This is a genomic window from Nocardia fodinahabitans (assembly GCF_052983615.1).
In genome coordinates, this window is sequence record NZ_JBRJJC010000001.1 from 2,221,049 (window position 1) to 2,244,216 (window position 23,168).

The following is a 23,168-nucleotide window of genomic DNA, read 5'->3' on the forward strand; positions in this document are numbered from 1 at the left end:
GTCGCTGAGGAGCTCACCGGCCGTCCACAAAAATTCTCGACTGCGACACACCAGCCCAACGTTTGGCTGCTTTGATCGAGCGCACCCGTCCAGAGCCAACCTCGATACCCATGCCGATGGTGAGCTCGGGGTGCATGCGGCGCACGCCGTAGCAGCCGCGCGAGGCCGCATGGATAGACCGGATCGTTTCGGCGAGCATCTCGTGGCGCAGTCGGCGTTGGCTGGGTAATCGGTTGCCGTGATGGCGGTAGCCGCGCTCGGACACGCCGAGCACACGGCAGGCGGTGCGGATGCTGATTCCTTGCCCGGTCAAGGTCGTGACAGCCGGGAACCGCCTTTTGAGCCGAGCGTGGTGTCGTCGAAAACCTTCGCGGCCAGCCGAGTCGCTCGCAGCTCCTCCTCGAGTTGCTTGATCCTGTTCAGCGCATCCCTCAGTTGCGCCGATTCGACCGTGGACGTCCCGTGGGCCTCACCGCGGGCCTGATGTTTCCACCGCTACAGCGTGGCCTCGGTGACTCCCAGATCATGGGCGACGTCGGCGACCCTGCTTCCTTCATCGACGACCAGAGCGACAGCGCTTTCACGGAACTGCGGTGAGTACATCATCGGCACGAGCGGAGATCCTTCCATCGAACGGTTGGAATCTCACAACTCAGCGGACAGAATTCCGAGACAGCCCAAAGCGGTACTCAACCCGGGGCGGTTCGCCGCCGGCCCTGCATCATTCTGTGACACAGTTGAGATTGGTCTATAAACTGTCCGAACTGGGCTTAAACGGGCAAGGCTAGTGCCAGCACAAGTAGCACGAACGGAGAGCACATTCAATGCTGCCCAGGCCGCGCGGTATCGCCAGTTGGCCATCGCTAGCGACCTGGAGTCCGCGCCTCTCCCGTTATCTCTGGCCGGTGTCATATGCGGCCGATGGGCCTCTCACCCTTCAGCCGCCTGGCCTTGCAAGTCGCGGTGTGCCTTCTTGCAATCAGAGAACAGCCCGTCAGCAGTCGATCCCTTGGCAATGGTGTCGCGCAAAGACGCCATGACCAGCACCCAACTCCCGGAGGCGATCGGGCCTATAGGGTGCGTCCGAGGAAGTCGGTGACAACCTGCGTGAATGCGTCATTGTCATCTCCTGCCACCATGTGGCCAGTTCCGGAGACATCGGTCGTCTCCGCGTGCGGCACAATTTCCAGGAATTCTGCAACGGTCTCATGCGATACCAGATCGGACAGGGCACCGCGCACGAGCAGAGTCGGCGCGACGACTCGACCCGCACCCGCGACGAGCAATTCTACAAGCGTCTCGAATTGCTCGGCACCGGCGGACGCGTCCTGTTGCAACGCCTGGAAACGACTGGTGATGAAGGCGGGATCCCATCGCCACACCCATCGACCGTCGGCTCGTTGCCGCAGTACCTTGTGAAGGCCTTCAAGCCGCACCGGTCGTTCGCGGTGCGGGTTGTATGCCGCGATGACGTCGGCAGCGTTTTCGAGGTTCGCGAATCCGTCAGGATGCGCAGACATAAACGAGACGATGCGTCGAGCGCCATCGAATTCCATCCGTGGGGTCACGTCGACCAGCACCACCGCTCCCCACAACTCGGGTGGCGCAAGCAGGTGCGCGGCAAGAACGGTCATCCCGCCCAACGATGCTCCGACGACCGCGGGCGCGTCCTCGGTGCAGAATCGTTCTCGCACCATGAGCAGGTCATCGACAAGGTGCTCGACGTCGTATCGTCCGTCGGGGGCCCAGTCACTGTCGCCGTGCCCACGTGCATCGTATGCAACTACTGTGTAGCCGCGATCGCGCAGGCGGAGCGCTGAGGTGGTCCAGGCGTGACGACTCTGCCCACCTCCATGCAACAGGATCACAACCTGATGGTTGGAACCATGGGGATAGTAGTCGGCTGCCAGCGTGATTCCGTCACGAGCCAGCACCTGCATCTCGATCATGCCCTCCGTCACGAGCTGCCGCCCCCGTCGCTGACGATCGTAACGGTCCCCTGAGCGGCACACACTGGCCTGCCGTCGTTGGTGATGTCGATGCGTGCGACGCCCGATCGCCTGGTCAGGGCAATGATATCTGCCGTGGCGATGCATACCCCAGCCGTGACCGGCCGCAGAAGATTGATCTTGAACTCGGTTGTCGCGACCCAGCAGCCGGTCGGGATCACCGGATAAAAGACAACACCCAGGCAATGGTCGACCATGGCTGACAGGCAGCCACCGTGCAATGTACGGAAGGGGGTAAGGAGCTCGTCTCGCACCTCCATCTCGGCGATCAACCGACCGGCGCTCAGTTCAGCATGACGAAATCCGAGATATGCCGAGATGCCGCCCACATCCGTTGCCGCGCCGAGCACCTGCCCAGCAACTTGGGGGTCGAACTGCGGGAATTCCATCGGAGCCTCCTCCGTCTCTGCGTTGACCTGCCCCAAGGTGACACTACTGCAGATTTGTGTCACCTGGATTGCGATCTGCACGCTCGTCATGACCGCGGTGCCGATCCAATTCGGTAGACCCTGGTACGACGATGGCAGGAAGGAGGCAGCGGCAAAGGTACGCGCGTAGGCCCTCAGGGCTGCGCCGTCTCGGGCCGCGCACGGTGAGCAGGCTGAGGATCGTCCGCAGGATCCACTCCGCGGCGTCGTCCACTGAGATCCCCGGCTGCAGGTCATCGCGGTGACGGGTGAATACCGGTCGCAGGAACTCGGTGACGAGTTCGAAGAGGGCGACCGATGTGGACTCTGTCAGACCGATTCCAGCGAGGCGATCATCGCTGACGAACAGAGCGGAAATCGACTTCTCTCGGCTGGCGGCGTGAACAGTGGTCTCTACGAAGACCAGCACGGCAGATGCGAGATCAGGCTGTCCGGCGAGTGGCCCGCCAATCCCGTCGAGGTAGCGGCCGGCCGTCCGCAGGACGACGCCCGAGACCACCGATTCACGGTTCGCGAAGTGCCGGTACACGGTGGCCCGAGAGACGCCGGCCTGCCGAGCGATGTCCTCCATCGTCGTCGCCGAGAATCCGACCTCTTCGAAGCAGAACTCTGCGGCATCAAGTAGGGCATCCCGGGTGCTACCCAGGGCCGAGAATCGCGCGCCGCGACGTGCAGATTTCGTCGTCACCACAACGAGTATGCCGCTACTTCGTCGAGGAGCGCATCCCCCTCTGTCCTCTACCGGTGCGCATCTCTGCGGCCGGGCAGCGATACAGATCTGACATTATGTCGCGCTACCGCCAACTGAGTCGTCACGCAGCTGAGGCAGGAGGTGGCGGCGCGCGAATCGGCGCGCACCCTCAGGGGTATCGAGGGATATGCGGGTCGATGGGGTCAGCACGAACGACAGGATCACGCGGACAGTCAGCTCGGAAACCACGTGAAGTTCGACATCCGTGCGGGCAGCATCAACTTCTTGCGCGAGTTGGTCGGCCAGAAAGTTCGACGCGGTCGCGACAAGACCCCCTGCCTCGATCGTGAGAAACGGCAGTAGTGACTCCGGCTCGGTCTCCAACAGCCTGTTGAGCAGGGCGTGCCCCCGTACTGCCTTCAGCGTGAAAACGAATCCTTCGACGATCTTCTCCTCGAGATCCTGATGATTTGACACCTCTGCTTCCAACTCAACGAGGAACCTGGCGAGTTCTCGCAGAATCACCGCCTCGACAATGCGCCCCTTGCTCGGGAAGTGTCGGTACAGCGTCACACGTGCCAGCCGTGCGCGACGAGCGATGTCTTCGATACGTGTGCGGCTGATCCCGACAACCTCGAATTGCCTTAGCCCGGCGTCGAGGATACGTTCCGAGGTCCCAGACGGCGACGGCGTCCGGATCACCGCGATGGCCTTCAGAAGCAACCTGGTGTAGTTCATCGTCGTGATCGGATCCTTCGAGCCGGGCAACGTCGCCGGGTGTCATGTGGGCAGGGGTCGTTGGTCGACCGTTGAGTATGCACCCAATGAACCTCCGTACGCCATACTTTCAAACCCCTGACGTGGGCATTGAAACGATCATACTAGGTGAGTACCATCGTTCCTGTGGTACGCAACGGGGCGCCCCGGTGCAAGTCCGGGCTGACGACGAACGAATGGATGAGGACCAACACGCGCGGGTCCTCATCGTCGGATGTCGTCGCCTCGGGACTGGCCCTATCGGAGAGGGAGTGCTCTGGCCTTGCAACAGTCATCATTGGAAGCGGTGTCCGAAGTGCGGTGTGGGCGTCGGCGGTCTCGCTTGTGCGCACGTGTTTCGGGGCTGCTTGCTCACTTGGTGGCGCAGTTCACGCTCCCGGTGTCAAGCATTGCGGACCTACACTCCCCTGCGTTCACGCCGCTACGCTCGCGGCTTGTTCACTGCCCGCCCACAGCAGACTGACGTCTGAGCTCTCCGCACGATCTGCGTTTCCCGGTGCCCTCGGTCGTGCGCCGAACGCCCCGACGGTGTCGCTCTCCTGGTGCGCACGACCATGGATGGCGTGCCTGTCGGTGGTCGGCCACGCGATTAGACGGCTTTCAAATCGCCATCGCGGAGTACCCGAGGCGGGGCCTCTGCCCGTCGATTCATGGCCAGGACGTACGCCTAATCGCAGCTGCGATCGCCTGACACCTCCCCCCTCGCCGGCCTCGACCTCGCTAACGGACGCAAATGGCGCGCACGGGCCCGCGATTTCAGGAGACCCCGCTGCGCCGCGGCCTTCGCCCGGCGCCGGATTACTCACGGCCAGCATGCGCCAGCGACGAGCGTTTTCGTCTACTGGAACGAGTTCCAAGAGTTTTGTCCGACAATGCCACACGTGAGCGGCTACCGCTGCGAAATGCACGGCCTCCGGACACCAGGCCAAGATTTTGTGTCCATATTCGCGAAGGAGTAGAGCGATGTCAATCGATTTGCCGCACACCTTGGAAATCATAAAACAACGCCAATGGGCACTCGGCGACTTCGACTGGGCGGAGCCCGGCGCGGACACGATAACGGCCGAGCAGCTCCCGCAGGTCAAGCAATTCATGTCCGATCTGGTCTGGATCGAGCAGGTCGGCTCGCGCGCCTTCGTCGCGCTCGGCCGTCAAACCAAGGACAGTACGCTAGCTGAGATCTACCGCTACTTCCAGGCCGAGGAACAAAAGCACGCAAACGCCGAGCTGGCCCTCATGCGCCGTTGGGGAATGCTCGATGACGACGAGATCCCAGAACCGAATATCAATATCCGACTAGCCATAGAATGGCTGGACAGCTACGCAGATGATCTGCCGCTGTCCGTACTAGGCTCAGCGATTCCGATGCTCGAGGTGGCACTCGACGGAGCACTGTTGAAGTTCCTACTTGAGGAGATCCAGGATCCCCTGTGCCACAAGGTCTTTCAGCGGATCAATGCCGATGAGTCCCGTCACCTAGCTGTGGATTTCCATGTGCTGGACATGATTGGAGCGGGGCCGATACACCGACTGCTGATCGAAGCCGCCGGCGCCGCGCTGCGCCCATCCCTACTCATCGGCATCCTCACCGGGTTGCCCCTGCTGACCCGTATGCACGACAGCATCATCGCGATGGGACTCGACGAACAGAAGCTCTTCGACGCGATTCGGAAGTTCGGCATTATCGGTGACCGGAGCGTCGCCACCCGCCGCAATCCGATCTACCAACTCGTCAAGTACTACGGTGAAATGGTCATGGACCAGTCGCACCCTTATCATCGACTACTCGGCAATGCCCTGTTGACGATCACTGAGCACTACCCTAAACAATGGCTCGGTTCGACTCCTTCCTGGATCAACGAGCTCACTTACCAACCGGTGGCCGCAGCATGATCGACGAGGGGCGGCCGACAGACGATGACCCCGGGCAAACAATTCCCGGTCCCACACGAGTCGTGATCATAGGTGCCGGGTTCTCGGGAATCGGCACCGCGATCCGATTACGGTGCGCGGGGATCGAGGACGTCGTGGTTCTCGAGCGCGCACCTGAGCCCGGCGGTGAGTGGCGCGACAGCGTTCATCCGGACGCATCCTGCGGTCGTCCGTCAGTACTGCGGTCGTTCTGGTTCACGCGGGATCCCGCCTGGAGCCATAGGTATACGCCGGGCGTAGACGTCCGCGCCTACATGCGCGGCGTGATCACCCGGCATGGTCTCGATGGACGGATTCGCTACGGGTACAACGTAAACGGACTCGACTTCGACGAGGCTCGAGGGACCTGGCATGTGCGTGTCTCGACCAGCAGTGGCGAGGAGGAGAGCATCACTGCCCGCTCGGTCGTGGTGGCGACTGTGCCGTTCTCGAACGCAAGCAGGCGCGAGATCGTGGGCGCCGACGACTTTCGTGGCCACAAGATAGACGGTACCCGATGGGACGCCGGTATCGATGTCACCGGACTGACGGTGGCAGTCGTCGGTACCGGCACCAATGCAGTCCAGATGATCCCGGAGTTGGTGGACCGAGCCCGCCACGTCACCGTATTTCAGAGTGCACCGCGATGGGTTCTTCCCCACCCGCAGTACGGGACGGCAGGGTGGAGACGTTCGCTATTCGAGAAACTACCGCTGGCCGAGGATCTAGCCCGGAGTGCCCACTTCTGGGCGTACGAGTCTATCGGATACGGTTTGGTTCGAACAACAGGTCTCACCACCGCGCTGGAACAGGTATCTAAAATCCAGTTGAGGCTTCAGGTCAAAGATAGATGGGCGCGACGGCAGCTCGCACCGGACAACCGGGCGTGCCGTCCGCGATTGCTCATCTCAAATGATTTCTTACCGGCTCTAGATCGGGACAACTGCAGACTCCTCACCTTCCCGATCATTCGGCTTACGGAGCACGGAATCCTCACGGTTGATGGCGTCGAGCGCCGCTTCGATACGATCGTTTTCGATGCACCCGGCGAGGCTGGAGTACCATTCCCGGTTCGTGGTTGTGGCGCACGACTCCTCCAGGAAGAATGGGTCGAAGGAGTTTACGCGTACAAGAGCATACATGTTTCTGGGTATCCCAACCTACATTTCACTTTCGGACCGAACTCCGGTCCGTATTTCTACACAGCCCTAGCCTATCTGGAGGCGCAGATAGATTACATCGTAGAGTCGGTGCGGACGCTGGAGCGATGGGGGCTCCGATATATTGATGTACGAAAGTCAGCGCAGGACCGATTCAACGCGGTTGTTCAACGGCACTTGGCTCGCACGACTTGGAACTCTGGATGCGTTACTTGGCCTGTCGGGGAAGATGGTTTTAATCCCGCGGCTTTCCCGGGCTTGGCTCGACAATTCCGTAGCCAAATGACTCAGTTCGCCCTATCCGACTACCACGCTGTGCCCTAGGAGCTCCTGTCAGGTTCAGTTGCTGAGTCGTCGCGGTCTGATACTGCGGCACCGACATTCAGGAATCGATAGTGGATGTCGATGCGGCGTTCCATCGATCACCGTTCGCCGATATTGGTGGGGTCGGGCCATGGTTTGTTCCACGACTAGCCGACTGGCGGTGACCTTTGTCTCGGGTTCCGCGATGGGAATGGGCCGTCGATCCCGGCGCTGTCGCAGGTCGGCGTACAGACTACATGCTCGCAACCCGTGTCGGTGATAGTTTTATCGATCCGCCGTCCCAGTGGCCTCGGCCGTCCAGGCAAGGGGATTTACTGCGTCGAATTACATCCCGCCGCGGAACCCGGGACAAAGTCACTGCGGCCGGTGGATCGTGGAGCAGACTTGCGCCCGCTCCCCCGGTACCGGCGCCTGGCCATCCGGTGGGCACGCCGCATCGACATCCATTACGGATTCCTGAATCTCGATGCCGCACTGATCTGATGGCGACGGCACAGCAACCGCACCGACAGAAGCTATTAGCCTGCGCCAGAAGGTCATCCGGACACGAACCCGAGAATGAGCGGCCCCCGACAGCACGTACAGCCCTCCCCCACTCCCCCTTGAACACCAACCTCGGGCTGTGTGGTGAGGGCTGGCTATTCCCGGCGGCTTCACTGGGAGTTGCGGTTCGCTAACCACCACAATCATCCGTCACATAGGTCCGCTGCGAAACTTCCTGCATCGCAACGTGTCTCGGTGACACATGCAGATTCACGCTAGGAGCTATGAGGACCGGTACCCGAACTCGAATGCCGCCGAAGCTCCGTACGATACCAGCGGTGGCCCACCGCAGATACTGCGCGCGGCATGTTTGGCGGTGCGCGCGAACGTTGCTGTTGAGCATCTTCACCGACGGCGGACTTACTTCGCAATCAGCACCGCGTCGGCACGTACACAGGCTGGTGAGCCGGATCGCCCACCGCAGCCGGGACTGCGCAACTGGCCAAGCACTTCGCCAAATCAGGTATTGCGTAATGGCCACGTCATCACCATCTCGTACCCAAGTGTCTGTGTGGCATGCTCGACCCCACTCTGCAAGTCGACAAATGTAATGAGCGTAGTTTTCTGTGGACTGATGTCGACAAGCGTCCGGGCGACTTCGGCGGAAAGCCCAGTGAAAATAACCTCCGCACCCAAAAGCGCACATGCTTTTACTGCTGTGATCAGATGGGCAGCAACGTCGAGATCGATCGACGGCAGTCCGGTGATATCGACGACGGCGGCCTGCGCCCTCGAATTGCGGATATGCGCCATCAGCTGATTGGTCAAATTGAGAGCCCGGCGATCGTCCAATTCTCCTACGATCGGGACCACCAGAAGCCCTGGGATCAACTGCAGTACCGGAGTCGGGAGTTCGCTCACCGCCCTCTGCTGCTCGCGATTCGAGTGCTCGCGTTTGGCGAGGTAGATGTCGGCGGCGAGGCCGATATCGAGGAACACCAGCCTTTGTAGCGCCAGCAGCGTCGCCAACGCACGCTCGGGATCGGAAGATGAGCTGGATTCACAGATCCGGCTCGCAGCAGAGCAAAGAAACCGATTGTACGCGCCGAGAAGCCATGTCGGCTTCACGCCGAGTCGCTCGTGACGCGCGGCCATACGCATACGCTCGATGAGATAGTCAGCATCGACGGTTCCCGCCGTCAAACCGGAAAGGTGATCGCTTCGAAGATGTTCGACCTGTTCCTCAGTGTCGCGCCCAGAAAGAAGTGCGGCAGTGTCCCGGTGTTCGTTTAGGTAGGCGCGGAGTTCGTCGACGATCTCAGCCATACCGGGTGTCGCGACTCCGCTAAACTGCCGCAGCAATGCCTCGTCTTCATCGGTGAATTCCATTAATCGTTTCCGAGCAGCGACCATGTCATCGGTGGTCACGAGGCCACCGAAGCTTGGCGTTTCCGGGATTTCCGGACCGTGCGTGCCCATTAGAGTCATAACAGCCGCATCCTGTGCGTAGTGTTTTGGCGGATCGTGTCAGACAGCGCATACTCGTGAGCGAAGCCCGTAGGTCACCGTCCCACAGCAGCCTGCACCCCAGAGTGCGCTGGCGGCATAGCGGTCCCGACCCAAGTCGTCCTCATCGCCTGATCGCGCCGGCCACAGTACGTGATCGCCGCTTAGGCCGTTGGTGGCACGTCTGAAGAGGTGGCACGCTGTGAGGCCAGGAAGAAGTGGTCGATGTTGACGACGAGAAAGAGGGCAGTAGCGGTTGTAACCATGTGGCCATGGTCGTCTTCGATGGTGGCCCGAAGGTTCAGTTTGCGACCCTGGCGGGAATGAAGATGGGCGCGGGCGATATACGGGGTGTCGAGTAGAACCGGGGAGAGGTAGTCGATGGAGAGGTGGCGGGTGACGGCGGGTTCTCCCACGGTGTAGAGGAGGAACCCGAACAGGTCGTCGAGGACGGTGGCGACTGCGCCGCCATGGGCGATCGCTGGGGCGCCAACGTGGCGGGAGTCAAACGTGTGACGGGCGTAGACACCTTCCGCGTCACGTCGGACGCTCAACTGGTGGCCGTGCGGATTGGCTGGCCCACAACCGAGGCAATGATCATGATGGGGCGGCAAGTCTTGGCATTCCGGCGGAACCACAGGGAAGAGGGGCGTACTCTCCTCGGCCTCGGACGATACGGATCTTATGGTATCGGATGTGCGGCTCATGGGTGCTTTCTGCATATGTGTGTCATTGGGTGGTGGCGATAAGGATGTCGCAGTGAGCTCTGCGTGCGAGCTCGGTCGGTGTATTGGACAGCAGCCGGGCCAGCGGACTCGACCGGCACAAGTCGGCGGTGATGATGAGGTCCGGCGCCGCAGTGGCGGCAAGGCGCAATAGGGCACGCAAAGTGGGTTCGGACAAGATGCGGGTGTCGATGTCGATGGCGCCGTGCGCTAGGGCGTGCTGGCAGGCCGTGCGCAATATCGCTTCGACCGGGTTGGTGCCGCGCAGCCGGTAGGCCTCGGGTCCCAGCCGGTCGAGGTCAACTCCGAGTGTGCGTTCGTCGATGTGGTGGCGGACGCCGACGATAACCAGTCGGGCGTGGGTGGCGTGGGCCAATTCGGCGGCGCGGTCGACCACGCGGTAGGAGCGATCGGATCCATCGGTATCCACAAGGATCGTGCGATAGGCCGTCATGCCGGGCGTCCTTCGCGGGTAGGGGACGTGCGAGAGGCAGGAGCCATCGTGCACGAGGGTTGTGCGCGGCATCGGCGAGTGGTGGGCCCGGGTGCAAGCACAGCCAGCACGATCGCGCCTGCGGCGGTAATAGCAGCCAACACCAGCGCGGCCTCGCCGCTGCCGTGCACGAACGCGGCCTTGGCGTACTCGGCTAGCGGCTGGGCCGCTGGTCCGCCCTTCTCGGCGACCTGCAGGGCGGCGGCCAGGGAATCGGCAACGGGTTCGCGAGCGGACTCGGGCAGGCGGGGTAGGGCGGGCTGGATACGCTGAGTATAGCCGGCGGCCAGCACGCTGCCGGCCACGGCGATCCCGATCGCGGCGCCGATCTCGCGGGCGGCATCATTCACCGCCGCGGCGACCCCGTGTTTGGCCTCGGGGGTGTCGGCGACGATGGCGTAAGTCGCCGGGGCGGTACACAATCCCAGGCCCGCGCTCATGATCAGCAGCGGCCACAGTAGGTCGAGGTAGTTCGCGGCGAGGTCCAACCGGCTCACCAGCACCAGCCCGGCAGCGATGGTGAGAAGGCCAGTCACGGTCATCACCCGCAATCCCACCATGCTCGAGAGCCAAGGCGCGATCACGGAAATCATGGCCAGCGGCGCCACCATCGGCGCCAGCGCCAGGGCCGACGCCAGCGGCCCGTATCCGAGAATCAGCTGTAGGTACTGGACCAGCAGTAGGAACACCCCAAAGGTGACCAGGAACTGAATGGTCACGGACAGGGAGCCAGCACCGAAGCCTCGGCGTCCGAACAACCGCACGTCTAACAGTGGTGCCGAGATCCGTAGCTCCACGGCCACGAACGCCACCGCCGCCACGACTCCGACACCGGCGGTGACAGCGACGAGCGGGTCGGCCCAGCCGCGTGCGGGAACCTCGACCGCGGCGAACACGATCGCCGCGATCGCGACAGCCACCGTCGCCGCGCCAATTCCGTCCACCGGCGGATGCTCGGGTTGGCGAGACTCCGCGATCGTGCAAGCCAACCCGGCCAGCACAATCCCCGCCACGGTCAGCCCGACAAATACCGATTGCCACGACCACCGCTCAAGCAGCATCCCGGCACCGAGAATCCCCAGAACAGCTCCGGATCCGGCGACGCCCGCCCATACCCCCACCGCTCGGCCGCGATGAGCTAGTGCGAAGCCTGCGGTCAGAATCGACAGGGTCGATGGCATCACTAACGCTGCGCCAGCACCGGCGAGTGCGCGTGCCGCGATGAGCCACACCGGGTCGGTCAGCACCAGCGGCAACGCCGAGGCGGCCGCGAACACCGCCAGTCCCGCCACCAGCACCGCGCGGCGCCCATAGCGGTCACCGATGGCTCCGGCGGGCAACACCAGACACGCCAGCACCAGTGTGTAGCCGTCAACGATCCAGGTGAGCTGGGCTTGGGTCGCCCCGGTCGCGACTGCAATCTGAGGCAACGCCGAGTACAACGCCGCCATGGCCGCGACGACCAGCGCCACCCCCAGGCACGATACTGCCAGCACCCAGTATTGGGCCCTGGTCCACCGGGCGATCTCGACAGCGCCCGTCCGGGAAGTGTTCACCGGTGCACCTCCCGCCGTTGTAGATCGATAGTCTCTGTGTGAGACTATTAGTATCATAGTGGGTCGGCGAGCGAGATGACGTCCACGCACGATCAAATTGAGCGATACGAATCGAGGAAGGGGCGGCCATGACAGAGCCGGACTCTGCCGCGGCCGATCCGCGCACCGTAGCCGACGAGCAGGCCGATCCTCGGCTGGCGCGGTCCCGCAACCGGTTGCTCGACGCGGCCAGTCATCTGCTGTCCACCGGCGGGGTCGAAGCGGTCACAGTCGATGCCGTCACCCGCGTGTCGAAGGTCGCGCGCGCCACTCTCTATCGACACTTCGGCAGCACCACCCAACTGCTCGCGGCAACTTTCGAACGGTTGCTTCCCCATGTCGACACACCGACCGGCGACGGGCCCGTGCGCGATCAACTCATCGCGCTACTCACTACTCAGGCGGACCTCGTAGAACAAGCCCCAGTGCAGATGACCACGCTGGCCTGGCTGGCGATGGGATCGATCGGCGACGACCACACCGACCCGGCAGCGGTAACCTCGCTGCGTGCCCGCGTCATCGAGCAATATCGCCAGCCGTTCGACCGGATCCTCACCGGCCCCGACGCGCGGGCGATGCTCGGCGAGTTCGACACCACGTTCGCCATCATCGAACTCCTCGGCCCGATCGTGTTCGCGCGCCTCACCGGACTACGCACCATCGATCATGACGACTGCACCCAACTGGTCGACAACTTTCTCGCTACCCACCCAAGGGTCGCGGTCGGAAACGGACCGACCGCCGATCAGTGCCAGTGACCGAATACCCGCCCGTGGATAACGGGTGAGCCGCTTCGAAGCAGGCCGACAAGATCAAGTACCCAGCTCACCGGCGATCCCCTCCACCTAGCGGGTAAGACTGTCGGTTCGGCACCGATCGTCGCCTTCTCGTCAACACCGGCCCTGGATGCGGGGCACGATCGATTCGTGCTGCAGTCCTGCATCGCATCGCAACTGGACCAGTTAGGGCTGGCTAACCGAGTCGATGTGCTTCACGATTGAGAGACTCGACTCCGTCCATCTCATGCGCAGCCGTCACCGACAGGATCCTGGTGGCAACGCGCTGAGATCATTCAGACCGGTGCCGACTCACTACTCGCCGTGTTAGGTGTTGGCTACGCCGCTGATAGCCGTTGGCTGCAGCAACGAGTTCGGCAAAGTTCTGCACGGTTTCGGCAAAGTCGCGAGTTTTTGTCGTATGCCGCAGCGGGTTCCTGCCTGGGGCCAGCCCCAACCGATCTGCACCAGTTCGCGCAGACTCCATCCACCAACGACGGGACGGGTGGTCCTATTCGTGTCGAAATTCGCTGGGAGAGCGACCGGTCCATCGCTTGAAGGCGTGCGAGAAGTTCGCGAGGTCGCTATATCCGAGATCGGCAGCTATCTCACTCACCGACATCGATCGGTCGAGTAGCCGCAGCATCGCACGGTCACGCAGAAATGATTCGCGCAACTCGCGAAAGGTGGTCCCCTCCCCGGATAGACGCCGCTTGAGTGTGCTCGTCGATATCGACAGCTCGTGCGCGACCCAGTCTTTACTCCGCTTTCCAGGATCTTCCTCCAGCAGCCGTCGTACCTTCTCCGAGAAAGACATGGTTTTACTTCGCTGGTCGAGGGTTCGTTGCAGATCCACGATGGCAAGTCGATAGGCGACCGGATCGGAGAACCTGCATACCTCGTTGAGAGTGTCCGCCGGGACACTAAGGAATGACGTCGGAGCGTCGAAGAACAACCGCCCAGCTAGGGCGTCCTCATTATCGGCTAGAAAGTTCGGCGCTGACCAGCTCAGATGGAGTGTCACGGTCGGCATATCGCCGGCCAGCATGTCGAGCAGGCGCAGGAGTGCCGACCCGCCATACGCGACGACCAGGCAGTTCAGCGCCGAATCGCCTGTGTGCGCGGCGAGCCCGACGGTGAGTCCCTCGTCACTTGGGTGGAACTGCGGACTGAGAGCCGTCGAGATCAAAGGCAGATAGGTGAGCAGCTCCACGATCTCAGCTACCGAGCCTGCGCTGACCAGCGGAAAACTCAATGGGCCGAAGGATGTCAACTGAGCTTGTTCGGCGAACGCGAAGCCGAGCGAAGTTGCCTGGTCGACATCGAGTGCAGGGTAGACCTCGCGAAACCACCGTATCGGGGCCTGGATATTGCGTTGGATCAACGTCGTCTCGTCAATTCCTTCGCGAGCCATGATGTCGCGAAGCCGAGCGGCGGCGTCCGGGTCGAGCGCTTGGCTCTCGAGCAGTTGCACGAACATGAGCGGAGGCACGCCCTCGTCGTTGAGGTTCACCATGGTCTCTCTGAGCCGAATTCACAAATTTCTGACTCTGCCGAACATAGCCTCCGAACCCGTGTTCGACAACACTTGGACCAAGTCACATTGAGGACAACGCATCGAGGAGTTGGCTATGGCAGTTGTCACTTTTGTCTCCCACGACGGCGAGAAGCACGAGGCGCCGATCGAGGAAGACCAGTCGCTGATGCAGGTCGCGACCAACAACGCTGTGCCCGGCGTCGACGGGGACTGCGGAGGCGAAGCTGCCTGCGGCACCTGCCATGTGGTTGTCGATCCGCAGTGGATCGAGCAGGTCGGACGTTCCGGCGCCGATGAGGAGGAGATGCTCGCGATGAACCCCGAGCGCCAGCCGACCTCCCGGCTGTCGTGCCAGATGATGGCATCGACGGCCTGGGACGGCTTGATCGTCCACCTACCCGAGTTCCAGATGTAACGGCGAGAAACGGATACGACGCGATGAAGATTCCCGGAGCAATCACCGCCAAGGTTCAGTCGACCATCCCGATGGATCTACAGATCCAGGGTGCACACCTATATGACAAGACTCGCCGATGGATGACCGGAACGAACGGGGAGAAGCTCTTCGTCGAGAGGCCCATCCCGCCAGTCGAAGAAGTCGCGCTCGCTGACATCGACCTCAGCAACCCTTTCCTGTACCGCCAGGGACGCTGGCAGTCCTACTTCGCGCGCCTGCGAAACGAGGCCCCGGTCCACTATCAGCCAGACAGTCCGTTCGGTCCGTTCTGGTCCGTGACGCGGCATGCTGACATCGTGGCCGTCGACAAGAACCACGAACTCTTCTCCGCTGAGCCGTTCATCGTTATCGGGGCTCCGCCCCGTTTCCTCGATATCGAGATGTTCATCGCGATGGACCCGCCACGACACGACGCACAGCGGGCCGCTGTTCAAGGCGTGGTCGCGCCGAAGAACCTGCGCGAGATGGAGGGCCTGATTCGATCGCGCGTCCAAGAGGTGCTCGACGATCTACCCGTAGATAAGCCGTTCGACTGGGTGCAGAACGTCTCGATCGAACTGACCGCGCGGATGCTTGCGACCCTGCTGGATTTCCCGTACGAGCAACGTCACAAGCTCGTCTACTGGTCGGATCTCGCAACCTCGCTGGAGCAGGCCAACGGTGGGCCATCGGACAACGACGAGGTGTTCCCCGGCATGCGCGACATGGCGAGAGGTCTCAGCGCTCTCTGGCACGACAAAGCGGCCCGGACAGCCGCTGGGGAGCAGCCCGGATTCGATCTGATCACGATGTTGCAAAGCAATGAAAATACCAAGGACCTGATCGACCGCCCGATGGAGTTCTTGGGCAACCTCGTATTGCTGATCGTCGGAGGGAACGACACGACCCGGAACTCGATGAGCGGCGGCGTTCTTGCGCTCAACCGCTTCCCTGAACAGTTCGCGAAGCTGAAAGCGAACCCCGACCTGATCCCCAACATGTGCTCGGAGATCATCCGATGGCAAACTCCGCTTGCCTACATGCGCCGTGTCGCCAGAGCTGACACCGTTCTTAACGGGCAGTTCATCCGCAAGGGCGACAAGGTAGTGATGTGGTACGCCTCGGGAAACCGCGACGAGCGAGTATTCGAACGCCCCGACGATTTCATCATCGACCGGTCAAACGCCCGCAACCACATAGCCTTCGGCTTCGGTGTTCACCGCTGTATGGGCAACCGGCTCGCCGAGCTGCAGCTGCGGATCCTCTGGGAGGAGCTACTTCCTCGCTTCGAAAGTATCGAGGTTGTCGAGGAGCCCGAGTACGTGCAGTCCAACTTTGTGCGGGGCATCAGCAAGATGATGGTCCGTCTCACCCCGAAAACTAGCATATGACCACGCGGCGGGCCGTCATCGTCGGGGGCAGCCACGCCGGGGTCCAACTCGCCGGCAGTCTGCGCCAAGAAGGATGGACCGACGAGATCACCATCATTGGAGAAGAGGCGGTATTACCATACCACCGCCCTCCGCTGTCGAAGGCATACCTGGCAGGGAAGCAAACCCTCGACGAGCTCGCGATTCGCAGCGCCGAGTTCTATAACAAGCAGGAAATCCAACTCGTGGATGCAACGGTGGAGGCGATCGACCGTTCGGCTGGCCTGCTCTCACTGAGCACCGGCGACGAAGTGCCCTACGACAAGCTCGCACTGTGCACGGGCGCTCGCCCCCGTCGACTCCCCGTGCCCGGTGTCGACCTGGCCGGGGTCTATTACCTACGCTCCGCGGCGGACGTCGAGATGATCCGAGAGGAAAGCAGCCCGGGGCGCCGGGTCGTGATCATCGGCGGCGGATATATCGGACTGGAGACGGCCGCCTCGTTGCGTGCGCTGGGTCTGCAGGTCACTGTGCTCGAGGCTACCGAACGCGTCCTCGAACGGGTCACAGCCCCCGAGGTATCCGCGTTCTTCGACCGAATTCACCGACAGGAGGGCGTGAACATCCGAACAGGCGCGCTAGTCGAGGCCCTATCCGGAGACGTCAGGATCCGAGAGGTATTCCTGTCCAGCGGCGAATCAATTCCTGCCGACCTCGTCATTGTCGGCATCGGCGTGGAGCCGAATACCGAACTCGCCGCCGACGCGGGTCTGCTGGTCGACAACGGGGTCGTGATCGACGGCCAGAGTCGGACCAGCGACCGCAACATCATGGCCGCTGGGGACTGCGCCAGTCACGACATGGCCCGTTACGGCCGTCGCATACGCCTGGAATCTGTACCCAGCGCGGGCGAGCAGGCCAAGGTCGCTGCCGCGACCATCTGCGGGAAGTCAAAGAACATAGCTGCGCTTCCATGGTTCTGGTCGGATCAATACGATCTCAAGCTCCAGATCGCCGGTCTAAACACCGGCTACGACGAAGTCGTACTCAGCGGGGATCCTACCCGGGGCCGCGAATTCACATGCTTCTACCTCCGTGCTGGCGAGCTGATTGCCGCCGACTGCATCAATCGCCCCCGTGACTTCATCTTCAGCAAGCGGGCCATCACCCAGCAGCTTCGCATAAGCCGGGCAGAACTGGTGCTCGCTGGCTCGCCCTGAGTGACCGACTCTCAGGCGACTCGCACGACGACTGCGTGCGAACAGCATTCAGAAAGGAATGTCAGTGACGTACGCCATCCATCTGCCGCTGGCGAAGAGTCGGGAGCGACTCTCGTCAGTCCTCCTGGCGCCACTGCCGAGCCGGGTCGATGTGGCCCTCCTGCGGGCCAGTGATCAGTGGCCTGTCCGTGAGCTGGCAATGCCCCCCGCAGGGTCGGGCCTCAAGCCGATCCGAGGGACCGCTGGTCTGCCTGTGCTCGGTCACACCCTGGACTACATCCGTTTCGGATCCAGCTTCACCCGGGCCAGGTACCAGCGATTCGGGCCCGTCTCATGGATGGGCGCCTTCGGCACGAAGATTGTGATGGTGGCCGGTCCAGATGCCATGCAGGAGGCGCTGACCGTCAAGGCGAAATCGTTCTCACAGGACGGGTGGGCGTATCTCATCGACGCCTTTTTTCACCGGGGTCTGATGCTGATGAGCTTCGACGAGCACAGGATGCATCGACGAATCATGCAGGAGGCGTTCACCCGCGACCGCCTGACCGCCTATGTGGACCAGCTCGGGCCGCCGCTCGAGACCGGTATTCCCGCGTGGCCAGCGGGCCAGTCCACACGCATCTATCCACTGCTGAAGGGCCTGACCCTTGACGTAGCAACGAAGGTCTTCATGGCGGATCGGGGTGGCAGTGAGGACACTGACGCCATCAACGATGCCTTCGTGGCGGCCGTGCGTGCGGCCAGCTCGATCATCCGTTTCCCGCTGCCGGGGACTCGGTGGCGGGCCGGAGTCCGTGGGCGTGCGCTCCTGGAGGACTACTTCACCTTCCACCTGCCGGCGGCGCGGAGCGCCCAGGGAGAGGACCTTTTTGCGGCGCTGTGCCATGCCCGCACGGCCGACGGTCAAGCTTTCACCGATGAGGACGTCGTCAACCACATGATCTTCTTGATGATGGCGGCACACGACACCTCGACCATCACCAGCACCGCTGCCGTCTACTTCCTCGCCAAGCATCCAGCTTGGCAGGAACGGGCTCGGGCCGAGTCCGACCAACTGGGCGGACGTCGCCCAACTATCGACGACCTGGACGCGCTGAAGACTCTCGACCTGGTGATCAAGGAGACGCTGCGGCTGGTGGCGCCCGTGCCGATCATGATGCGTAAGACCATCGAGGATGTCGAAATCGCCGGACACCAAATCCCCGAAAACACACTGGTAGCCGTGGCTCCGGCGGTGAACCACTTCGATGAGTCGTACTGGACCGATCCCGACACTTTTGACCCTGACCGCTTCACCGAGCCGCGGCATGAGGACCGGAATCATCGCCTCGGTTGGATCCCCTTCGGAGGAGGCGTGCACAAGTGCATCGGCCTGCATTTCGGCACTCTCGAGGTGAAGGCGATCCTGCATCACATGCTGCGAACCTACACTTGGACGGTCCCTGACCAGTATGAAGCCAGGTGGGACAACACCTCGCTCCCAATTCCCGTCGACGGATTGCCGATAGACCTGGAGCACAGATGAAAACGGACCGGATGACATTCTTGGCAGCGACCGACTTCCTCGACATCGAGCACGAGTTAGTCCGGGAGTTCACCGCCACTGTGATCGGCGACGCGAGCACCGGCCGAGAGAAGGCGAAGCGTCTCTTCGCCGCCGTTCGCGACCGGGTCTGGTATGACCCCTACACGGTGTCTGACGACCCTGCCCACTATCGCGCGAGCTTCGTCCTCGAGTCCGGGCGCGCCTATTGCGTCCCGAAGGCGGTGCTCTTGACCGCGGTGTGCCGTGCGGCGGGGATCCCTGCGGTGCTTGGCTTCGCTGACGTCCGCAATCACTTGCAGACAGACGCGTTGCGAGCGCTCATGGGTGGCACAGACCTGTTCGTCTATCACGGTTACAGCCTCCTCAATATCGACGGCCGGTGGTTGAAGGCGACGCCCGCGTTCAACACCGAGTTGTGTGCGCGTTTCGGTGTGCCGCCGGTGGATTTCGACGGCGATCGCGATGCACTACTGCACGCCTTTTCTGCCGACGGAGCCGAGCATATGGAGTACGTCCGCGAGCGGGGCGTCTACGACGACTTGCCGTTGAACGCGATCCTGGCCGAACTTCGCCGCACCTATGGGCCTCTTATCTTCAAGCGGCCCCAGGTGATCGCTGACGCTTTCACCGATACACCCGCCCACCGCACCCATCCCGACGGGATCGCCCGCGATCCCCATTCACCTACGGAGGTCCGATGAGCGCGACGATCCCAGCGGGCGTCTTGGACGTGCGCAACCCCGCCGACGGTCGGCTCATCGCAACCGTCGCTGTCGACGACCGCGAGACAGTAAGTCTCGTCGCTGCTGATCTTCGAGACGCTCAGGTCGGGTGGGCCGAAGCCGGCCCACGCCAACGCGCCAAATGGCTGCATCGCTGGCGGGACTGGATCCTTGATCACACCGACGAGCTCACCAACTTGTTGCAAGCCGAGACAGGCAAGGTGCGTCCCGACGCCCTGGTGGAGACGACAGCATCGTGCGAGTTCATCAGCTACTACGCCGACCATGCCGCGAAGTTTCTCGCCGGCGAGCAGGTCAGGTCCTCGAGCCTGCTGACCTTGTCGAAACGACTCACTACGACCTATCACCCCTTCCCGGTCGTCGGCATGATCATGCCGTGGAACTTCCCGATCACCCTCTTCCTCATGGACGCAGCGCCCGCGCTGGCAGCAGGCTGCGCGGTCCTGGCGAAGTCCTCGGAGGAGACGCCGCTGACGTGCGCGCGGATCATCGAGGGCTGGCACGAGATCGGCGCCCCCGCGGTTCTGGCGCACGTTGTAGGTGATGGCGATTCGGGCGCAGCCGTGGTCGATGCCGCTGACTTTGTACAGTTCACCGGCTCGACCGCCACCGGGCGTGCGGTCGCGATCCGCTGTGCCGAGCATTTGAAGCCGATGAGTCTGGAGCTTGGCGGCAAAGATCCGGCGATCGTGCTGGAGGACGCCGACCTTGCTCGTGCGGTGGAGGGAATCGCGTGGGGCGCTCTGTTCAACGCGGGACAGGTATGCATCTCTGTCGAGCGGGTGTATGTGGTATCTGAGGTTTACGACGAGTTCGTGGCGCGGCTGACCCAACGTGTGCGGTCCCTCGCCCATGGTGCGGCCGGTCGCGACGTGGGCGCAATGGTCACCGCGAGGCAGGTCGACATTGCCGATCGCCACGTCAGCGAGGCAGTGGTGGCAGGTGCGCGGGTTCTGGCTGGCGGAACTCGGAGTGCGGTCGGAAACTACTACGCTCCGACGGTCCTGGTCGGTGTCGACCACACGATGGCCTGCATGACCGAGGAGACCTTCGGTCCCACGATTCCGGTGATGCAGGTCGCGGATGAGAACGAGGCCATCCGCCTGGCCAACGACTCGGCGTACGGCTTGTCTGCGACGGTGTGGACCCGAGACCATGCTCGTGCTCAGCGCATCGCATTACAGCTAAACGCGGGAGCTGTCAACATAAATGATGTCTTCAGCAACCTGTTCGCCACCACACTGCCGCACAGTGGATGGAAGGCCTCGGGCATCGGTGCTCGGCTCGGCGGAGCTCACGGGCTACGCAAGTACTGCCGGGTACAGGCAGTGACAGAGCCACGGATCCCTGTCCTGTCGCGAGAACTCACCTGGTACCCGTACACCCCGCGGCGCGCGGCCATGGCCGGAAGAGTGTTGCGCGCGGCGGCCGGTCGCGGCCTATGGCAGCGCCTCGGCCTCAACAAGGAGAACAGCAAGTGACGACACACCGTGCCCGCACCGCCGCAAAGACCGTAGCTATCACCGGCGGGGCCCGCGGCATCGGCTACCAGACCGCGAAGGAGCTGATTCGACGAGGCCACCGCGTCGCCATCGGCGATGTCGATGAGAAGCGCGCTCAGGAGGCCGCCACCGAACTCGGCGTGAAGATCGTTACCCACCTCGACGTAACCGACCCCACTTCGTTTCGGCAATTTCTCGAGCTGGTCGAGGAAGAGCTCGGCCCCCTCGACGTGCTGATCAACAATGCGGGCATCATGCCCACTGGTCACGTACACGAGGAAGACGACACGGTGACCCGGAGGCAGGTCGAGATCAACGTCCTGGGAGTCGTCTTTGGGACCAAACTAGCCCTTCAGCGAATGCTGCCGCGGCGCGCTGGGCACATCATCAACACCGCGTCGCTGGCCGGCGAGCTCGCTGTGCCTGGACTGGCGACGTATTGCGGTACCAAATTCGCGGTCATCGGATTCACCGAGGCGGCACGGCACGAGTACCGCACGTCAGGCGTCGAGCTGTCCACCGTTAGGCCCACATTCACCAACACCGAGCTCGTCGCGGGAACCGCTGGTGCCAAGGGACTGCGCAATGCCGAGCCCGAGGAGATCGCGCGTGCGACAGCCGATCTTATCGAGCGCCCGCGTCCATTCGTACGCGTCACTCGCCTGGCCGGCGTATTGGTCGCGGCGATGAAGTTCGTCCCTGGCTGGCTGACCGCCAGGCTCGGATCCGCGCTGGGCACGGACTCGGTATTTCTCGACGGCGTCGACACAGCGGCCCGCCAGGCCTACCTGGACAGAATCCGGACCCACTGACCCGGTCTTCGATCCCCGTTGGCCCCCTCATTCACCCGGAAGGATTCACATGCCCCGCAGGACCCTGGTCGATGACTACCCGCACAAGATGGGGGGACACTGCGGTTCTGGCGCTATGCGGGATCTTCTGCATTGGCATGGACTGGGGTGGGATGGGCCGCCCGACGAAGGTCTGGTGTTCGCTCTCGGCGGCGCACTGGGGTTATCGTACCTCCGGTCAAGCGACCTCGTTCCACCGCTGTACCTGGTAGGACGAGGCGCCGACTTCGAAATTGATCTGCCCCGCCGACTCGGCGCGCAAGTCCAGGTTCTCACGACCGATGATCCCCGAGAGGGGTGGTCATGGGTTCTCGACGAGCTCGAAGCAGGCAGACCCAGCCTGGTATGGGGAGATATCGGTGAGTTGCCGTACCTCCGCGTCCAGTTCCAGATGAGTCGCCACGACATCGTCGTGATCGGTCACGACGAGGCCGAGGGGATCGCCTTTGTCGTAGACAATGACCGCGCCGAGGTGCAGAAAGTCCCGCTCGATGCACTGGCTCGGGCGCGGTCCTCGAAGTCTTTCCCGCAACCGACGCGCCACTGTACATACCGCATCAGCTGGCCGAGTGCGCTGCCGGACGTGGCGGAAGTAGCGGCGGAGGCATTTCGACAGTCCGCAGCCGGAATGCGCCGCCCATCGCAACCCGGGATCGTCGATCTCAGGACAGCGGCATCCGGTGCGGAGGGCTTGGCCGCGGCGGTGCAGCTGGCGGCCGACATTCAGACCTGGGCCGATCTTCCGGTGGACGACCTCGAGACTCTCCTGTTCAGCCTGAGCGCTTTCATTGAGAAGGCAGGTACTGGCGGCGGGCTGTTCCGCCGATTGCTAGCCGATGGCTGCGCAGATGTCGCTCGTCTGACCGGGGACTCCGCCACCGCTCAACTCGCCGTAGCGGCCAGCCGTTGTGCGCAGGCGTGGACCGCCACTGCGCGTGCCGGTATCCGCCGCGACGTTGATATACGAGTTCGCCTGGCCGGGGTGGCCTCGGCCGCTAGCCAACTGCCAGAGCTGGAGTTGGACCTGGTCGCGTCCCTGGAGGCTGCTTCCAGTTCGCTGACGGCTGTGGATCGCTGACAGCAGC

At 62.7% G+C, this 23,168-nt stretch carries 22 protein-coding genes; 11 read left to right on the forward strand and 11 right to left on the reverse strand.

The features are described from left to right. Window positions 1–13 precede the first annotated feature (13 nt). The 6 genes from NV348_RS10380 to NV348_RS10405 form a co-directional block, all read right to left on the reverse strand. On the reverse strand, window positions 14–313 hold the full coding sequence (locus NV348_RS10380) for an IS3 family transposase (RefSeq protein WP_063816137.1): 300 nt from the start codon (window positions 311–313) through the stop codon (window positions 14–16). Window positions 314–495: 182 nt separating this feature from the next. After that, entirely contained in the window at window positions 496–630 is a 135-nt protein-coding gene (locus NV348_RS10385) for a transposase (protein ID WP_084503716.1), read from the reverse strand. A gap of 440 nt (window positions 631–1,070) precedes the next feature. After that, window positions 1,071–1,949, reverse strand: a complete 879-nt coding sequence (locus tag NV348_RS10390) for an alpha/beta fold hydrolase (protein WP_062984981.1) — start codon at window positions 1,947–1,949, stop codon at window positions 1,071–1,073. Between the two features lie 8 nt (window positions 1,950–1,957). Then, window positions 1,958–2,398 carry a PaaI family thioesterase gene (locus NV348_RS10395; RefSeq protein ID WP_062984982.1) on the reverse strand — a complete coding sequence of 147 codons (441 nt, stop codon included), beginning with the start codon at window positions 2,396–2,398 and terminating at the stop codon, window positions 1,958–1,960. A gap of 43 nt (window positions 2,399–2,441) precedes the next feature. Then, on the reverse strand, window positions 2,442–3,125 hold the full coding sequence (locus tag NV348_RS10400) for a TetR/AcrR family transcriptional regulator (RefSeq protein ID WP_084503727.1): 684 nt from the start codon (window positions 3,123–3,125) through the stop codon (window positions 2,442–2,444). Between the two features lie 96 nt (window positions 3,126–3,221). Continuing rightward, window positions 3,222–3,866, reverse strand: coding sequence for a TetR/AcrR family transcriptional regulator (locus tag NV348_RS10405; RefSeq protein WP_022565909.1), 645 nt, complete (start codon window positions 3,864–3,866; stop codon window positions 3,222–3,224). A 1,002-nt stretch (window positions 3,867–4,868) separates the two neighbouring features. Here NV348_RS10405 and NV348_RS10410 point away from each other — a divergent pair. Together NV348_RS10410 and NV348_RS10415 are read left to right on the forward strand one after the other, a co-directional pair. Next, complete coding sequence (locus NV348_RS10410; protein ID WP_062984851.1) at window positions 4,869–5,798, forward strand: ferritin family protein; 930 nt, start codon at window positions 4,869–4,871, stop codon at window positions 5,796–5,798. Further along, complete coding sequence (locus NV348_RS10415; RefSeq protein ID WP_084503717.1) at window positions 5,795–7,300, forward strand: flavin-containing monooxygenase; 1,506 nt, start codon at window positions 5,795–5,797, stop codon at window positions 7,298–7,300. The genes NV348_RS10410 and NV348_RS10415 overlap by 4 nt, the downstream gene beginning before the upstream one ends. Before the next feature lie 1,002 nt (window positions 7,301–8,302). On the opposite strand, the gene NV348_RS10420 is transcribed toward NV348_RS10415, so the two are convergent. From NV348_RS10420 to NV348_RS10435, 4 genes are all read right to left on the reverse strand, one after another. Beyond that, window positions 8,303–9,262 (reverse strand): protoglobin domain-containing protein, encoded by a 960-nt coding sequence (locus NV348_RS10420; protein ID WP_169812775.1) that lies wholly within the window; start codon window positions 9,260–9,262, stop codon window positions 8,303–8,305. A gap of 191 nt (window positions 9,263–9,453) precedes the next feature. Beyond that, window positions 9,454–9,996, reverse strand: a complete 543-nt coding sequence (locus NV348_RS10425) for a PaaI family thioesterase (protein ID WP_062984983.1) — start codon at window positions 9,994–9,996, stop codon at window positions 9,454–9,456. A gap of 22 nt (window positions 9,997–10,018) precedes the next feature. Continuing rightward, entirely contained in the window at window positions 10,019–10,468 is a 450-nt protein-coding gene (locus NV348_RS10430; protein ID WP_062984857.1) for a universal stress protein, read from the reverse strand. Beyond that, window positions 10,465–12,063, reverse strand: coding sequence for an MFS transporter (locus NV348_RS10435; protein WP_062984859.1), 1,599 nt, complete (start codon window positions 12,061–12,063; stop codon window positions 10,465–10,467). The genes NV348_RS10430 and NV348_RS10435 overlap by 4 nt, the downstream gene beginning before the upstream one ends. A 128-nt stretch (window positions 12,064–12,191) precedes the next feature. On the opposite strand from NV348_RS10435, the gene NV348_RS10440 reads away from it, so the two are divergent. After that, window positions 12,192–12,860, forward strand: a complete 669-nt coding sequence (locus NV348_RS10440; RefSeq protein WP_062984865.1) for a TetR/AcrR family transcriptional regulator — start codon at window positions 12,192–12,194, stop codon at window positions 12,858–12,860. Window positions 12,861–13,389: 529 nt separating this feature from the next. On the opposite strand, the gene NV348_RS10445 is transcribed toward NV348_RS10440, so the two are convergent. Next, entirely contained in the window at window positions 13,390–14,391 is a 1,002-nt protein-coding gene (locus NV348_RS10445) for a helix-turn-helix domain-containing protein (protein ID WP_062984985.1), read from the reverse strand. Between the two features lie 118 nt (window positions 14,392–14,509). On the opposite strand from NV348_RS10445, the gene NV348_RS10450 reads away from it, so the two are divergent. The 8 genes from NV348_RS10450 (at window position 14,510) to NV348_RS10485 (ending at window position 23,161) form a co-directional block, all read left to right on the forward strand. Continuing rightward, window positions 14,510–14,830, forward strand: coding sequence for a 2Fe-2S iron-sulfur cluster-binding protein (locus tag NV348_RS10450; protein WP_019050196.1), 321 nt, complete (start codon window positions 14,510–14,512; stop codon window positions 14,828–14,830). 23 nt (window positions 14,831–14,853) lie between these two features. Next, complete coding sequence (locus NV348_RS10455) at window positions 14,854–16,242, forward strand: cytochrome P450 (protein WP_062984867.1); 1,389 nt, start codon at window positions 14,854–14,856, stop codon at window positions 16,240–16,242. Then, window positions 16,239–17,441: an NAD(P)/FAD-dependent oxidoreductase gene (locus NV348_RS10460; RefSeq protein WP_062984869.1), complete on the forward strand. Its 1,203-nt coding sequence runs from the start codon at window positions 16,239–16,241 to the stop codon at window positions 17,439–17,441. The genes NV348_RS10455 and NV348_RS10460 overlap by 4 nt, the downstream gene beginning before the upstream one ends. 64 nt (window positions 17,442–17,505) lie before the next feature. Continuing rightward, on the forward strand, window positions 17,506–18,966 hold the full coding sequence (locus NV348_RS10465; protein ID WP_084503729.1) for a cytochrome P450: 1,461 nt from the start codon (window positions 17,506–17,508) through the stop codon (window positions 18,964–18,966). Next, a complete protein-coding gene (locus tag NV348_RS10470; protein ID WP_062984873.1) occupies window positions 18,963–19,688 on the forward strand; it encodes a transglutaminase domain-containing protein in 726 nt (241 codons plus the stop codon). Before NV348_RS10465 ends, NV348_RS10470 begins: the two co-directional genes overlap by 4 nt. Continuing rightward, the gene (locus tag NV348_RS10475) at window positions 19,685–21,211 is read left to right on the forward strand and encodes an aldehyde dehydrogenase family protein (protein WP_062984875.1); all 1,527 of its coding nucleotides are present in this window, start codon (window positions 19,685–19,687) and stop codon (window positions 21,209–21,211) included. Before NV348_RS10470 ends, NV348_RS10475 begins: the two co-directional genes overlap by 4 nt. Beyond that, window positions 21,208–22,044 (forward strand): SDR family oxidoreductase, encoded by an 837-nt coding sequence (locus NV348_RS10480; protein WP_062984877.1) that lies wholly within the window; start codon window positions 21,208–21,210, stop codon window positions 22,042–22,044. Before NV348_RS10475 ends, NV348_RS10480 begins: the two co-directional genes overlap by 4 nt. Window positions 22,045–22,093: 49 nt before the next feature. Beyond that, entirely contained in the window at window positions 22,094–23,161 is a 1,068-nt protein-coding gene (locus NV348_RS10485; RefSeq protein WP_062984879.1) for a BtrH N-terminal domain-containing protein, read from the forward strand. Window positions 23,162–23,168 lie beyond the last annotated feature (7 nt).

Bases quoted from the DNA above. Each gene is read 5' to 3' on its own strand.
- NV348_RS10460 (WP_062984869.1), top strand. From the start codon at position 16,239: ATGACCACGCGGCGGGCCGTCATCGTCGGGGGCAGCCACGCCGGGGTC.
- NV348_RS10425 (WP_062984983.1), bottom strand. From the start codon at position 9,996: ATGAGCCGCACATCCGATACCATAAGATCCGTATCGTCCGAGGCCGAG.
- NV348_RS10385 (WP_084503716.1), bottom strand. From the start codon at position 630: ATGGAAGGATCTCCGCTCGTGCCGATGATGTACTCACCGCAGTTCCGT.
- NV348_RS10485 (WP_062984879.1), top strand. From the start codon at position 22,094: ATGCCCCGCAGGACCCTGGTCGATGACTACCCGCACAAGATGGGGGGA.
- NV348_RS10410 (WP_062984851.1), top strand. From the start codon at position 4,869: ATGTCAATCGATTTGCCGCACACCTTGGAAATCATAAAACAACGCCAA.
- NV348_RS10470 (WP_062984873.1), top strand. From the start codon at position 18,963: ATGAAAACGGACCGGATGACATTCTTGGCAGCGACCGACTTCCTCGAC.
- NV348_RS10475 (WP_062984875.1), top strand. From the start codon at position 19,685: ATGAGCGCGACGATCCCAGCGGGCGTCTTGGACGTGCGCAACCCCGCC.
- NV348_RS10450 (WP_019050196.1), top strand. From the start codon at position 14,510: ATGGCAGTTGTCACTTTTGTCTCCCACGACGGCGAGAAGCACGAGGCG.
- NV348_RS10415 (WP_084503717.1), top strand. From the start codon at position 5,795: ATGATCGACGAGGGGCGGCCGACAGACGATGACCCCGGGCAAACAATT.
- NV348_RS10430 (WP_062984857.1), bottom strand. From the start codon at position 10,468: ATGACGGCCTATCGCACGATCCTTGTGGATACCGATGGATCCGATCGC.
- NV348_RS10390 (WP_062984981.1), bottom strand. From the start codon at position 1,949: ATGATCGAGATGCAGGTGCTGGCTCGTGACGGAATCACGCTGGCAGCC.
- NV348_RS10455 (WP_062984867.1), top strand. From the start codon at position 14,854: ATGAAGATTCCCGGAGCAATCACCGCCAAGGTTCAGTCGACCATCCCG.
- NV348_RS10405 (WP_022565909.1), bottom strand. From the start codon at position 3,866: ATGAACTACACCAGGTTGCTTCTGAAGGCCATCGCGGTGATCCGGACG.
- NV348_RS10440 (WP_062984865.1), top strand. From the start codon at position 12,192: ATGACAGAGCCGGACTCTGCCGCGGCCGATCCGCGCACCGTAGCCGAC.
- NV348_RS10395 (WP_062984982.1), bottom strand. From the start codon at position 2,398: ATGGAATTCCCGCAGTTCGACCCCCAAGTTGCTGGGCAGGTGCTCGGC.
- NV348_RS10420 (WP_169812775.1), bottom strand. From the start codon at position 9,262: ATGGGCACGCACGGTCCGGAAATCCCGGAAACGCCAAGCTTCGGTGGC.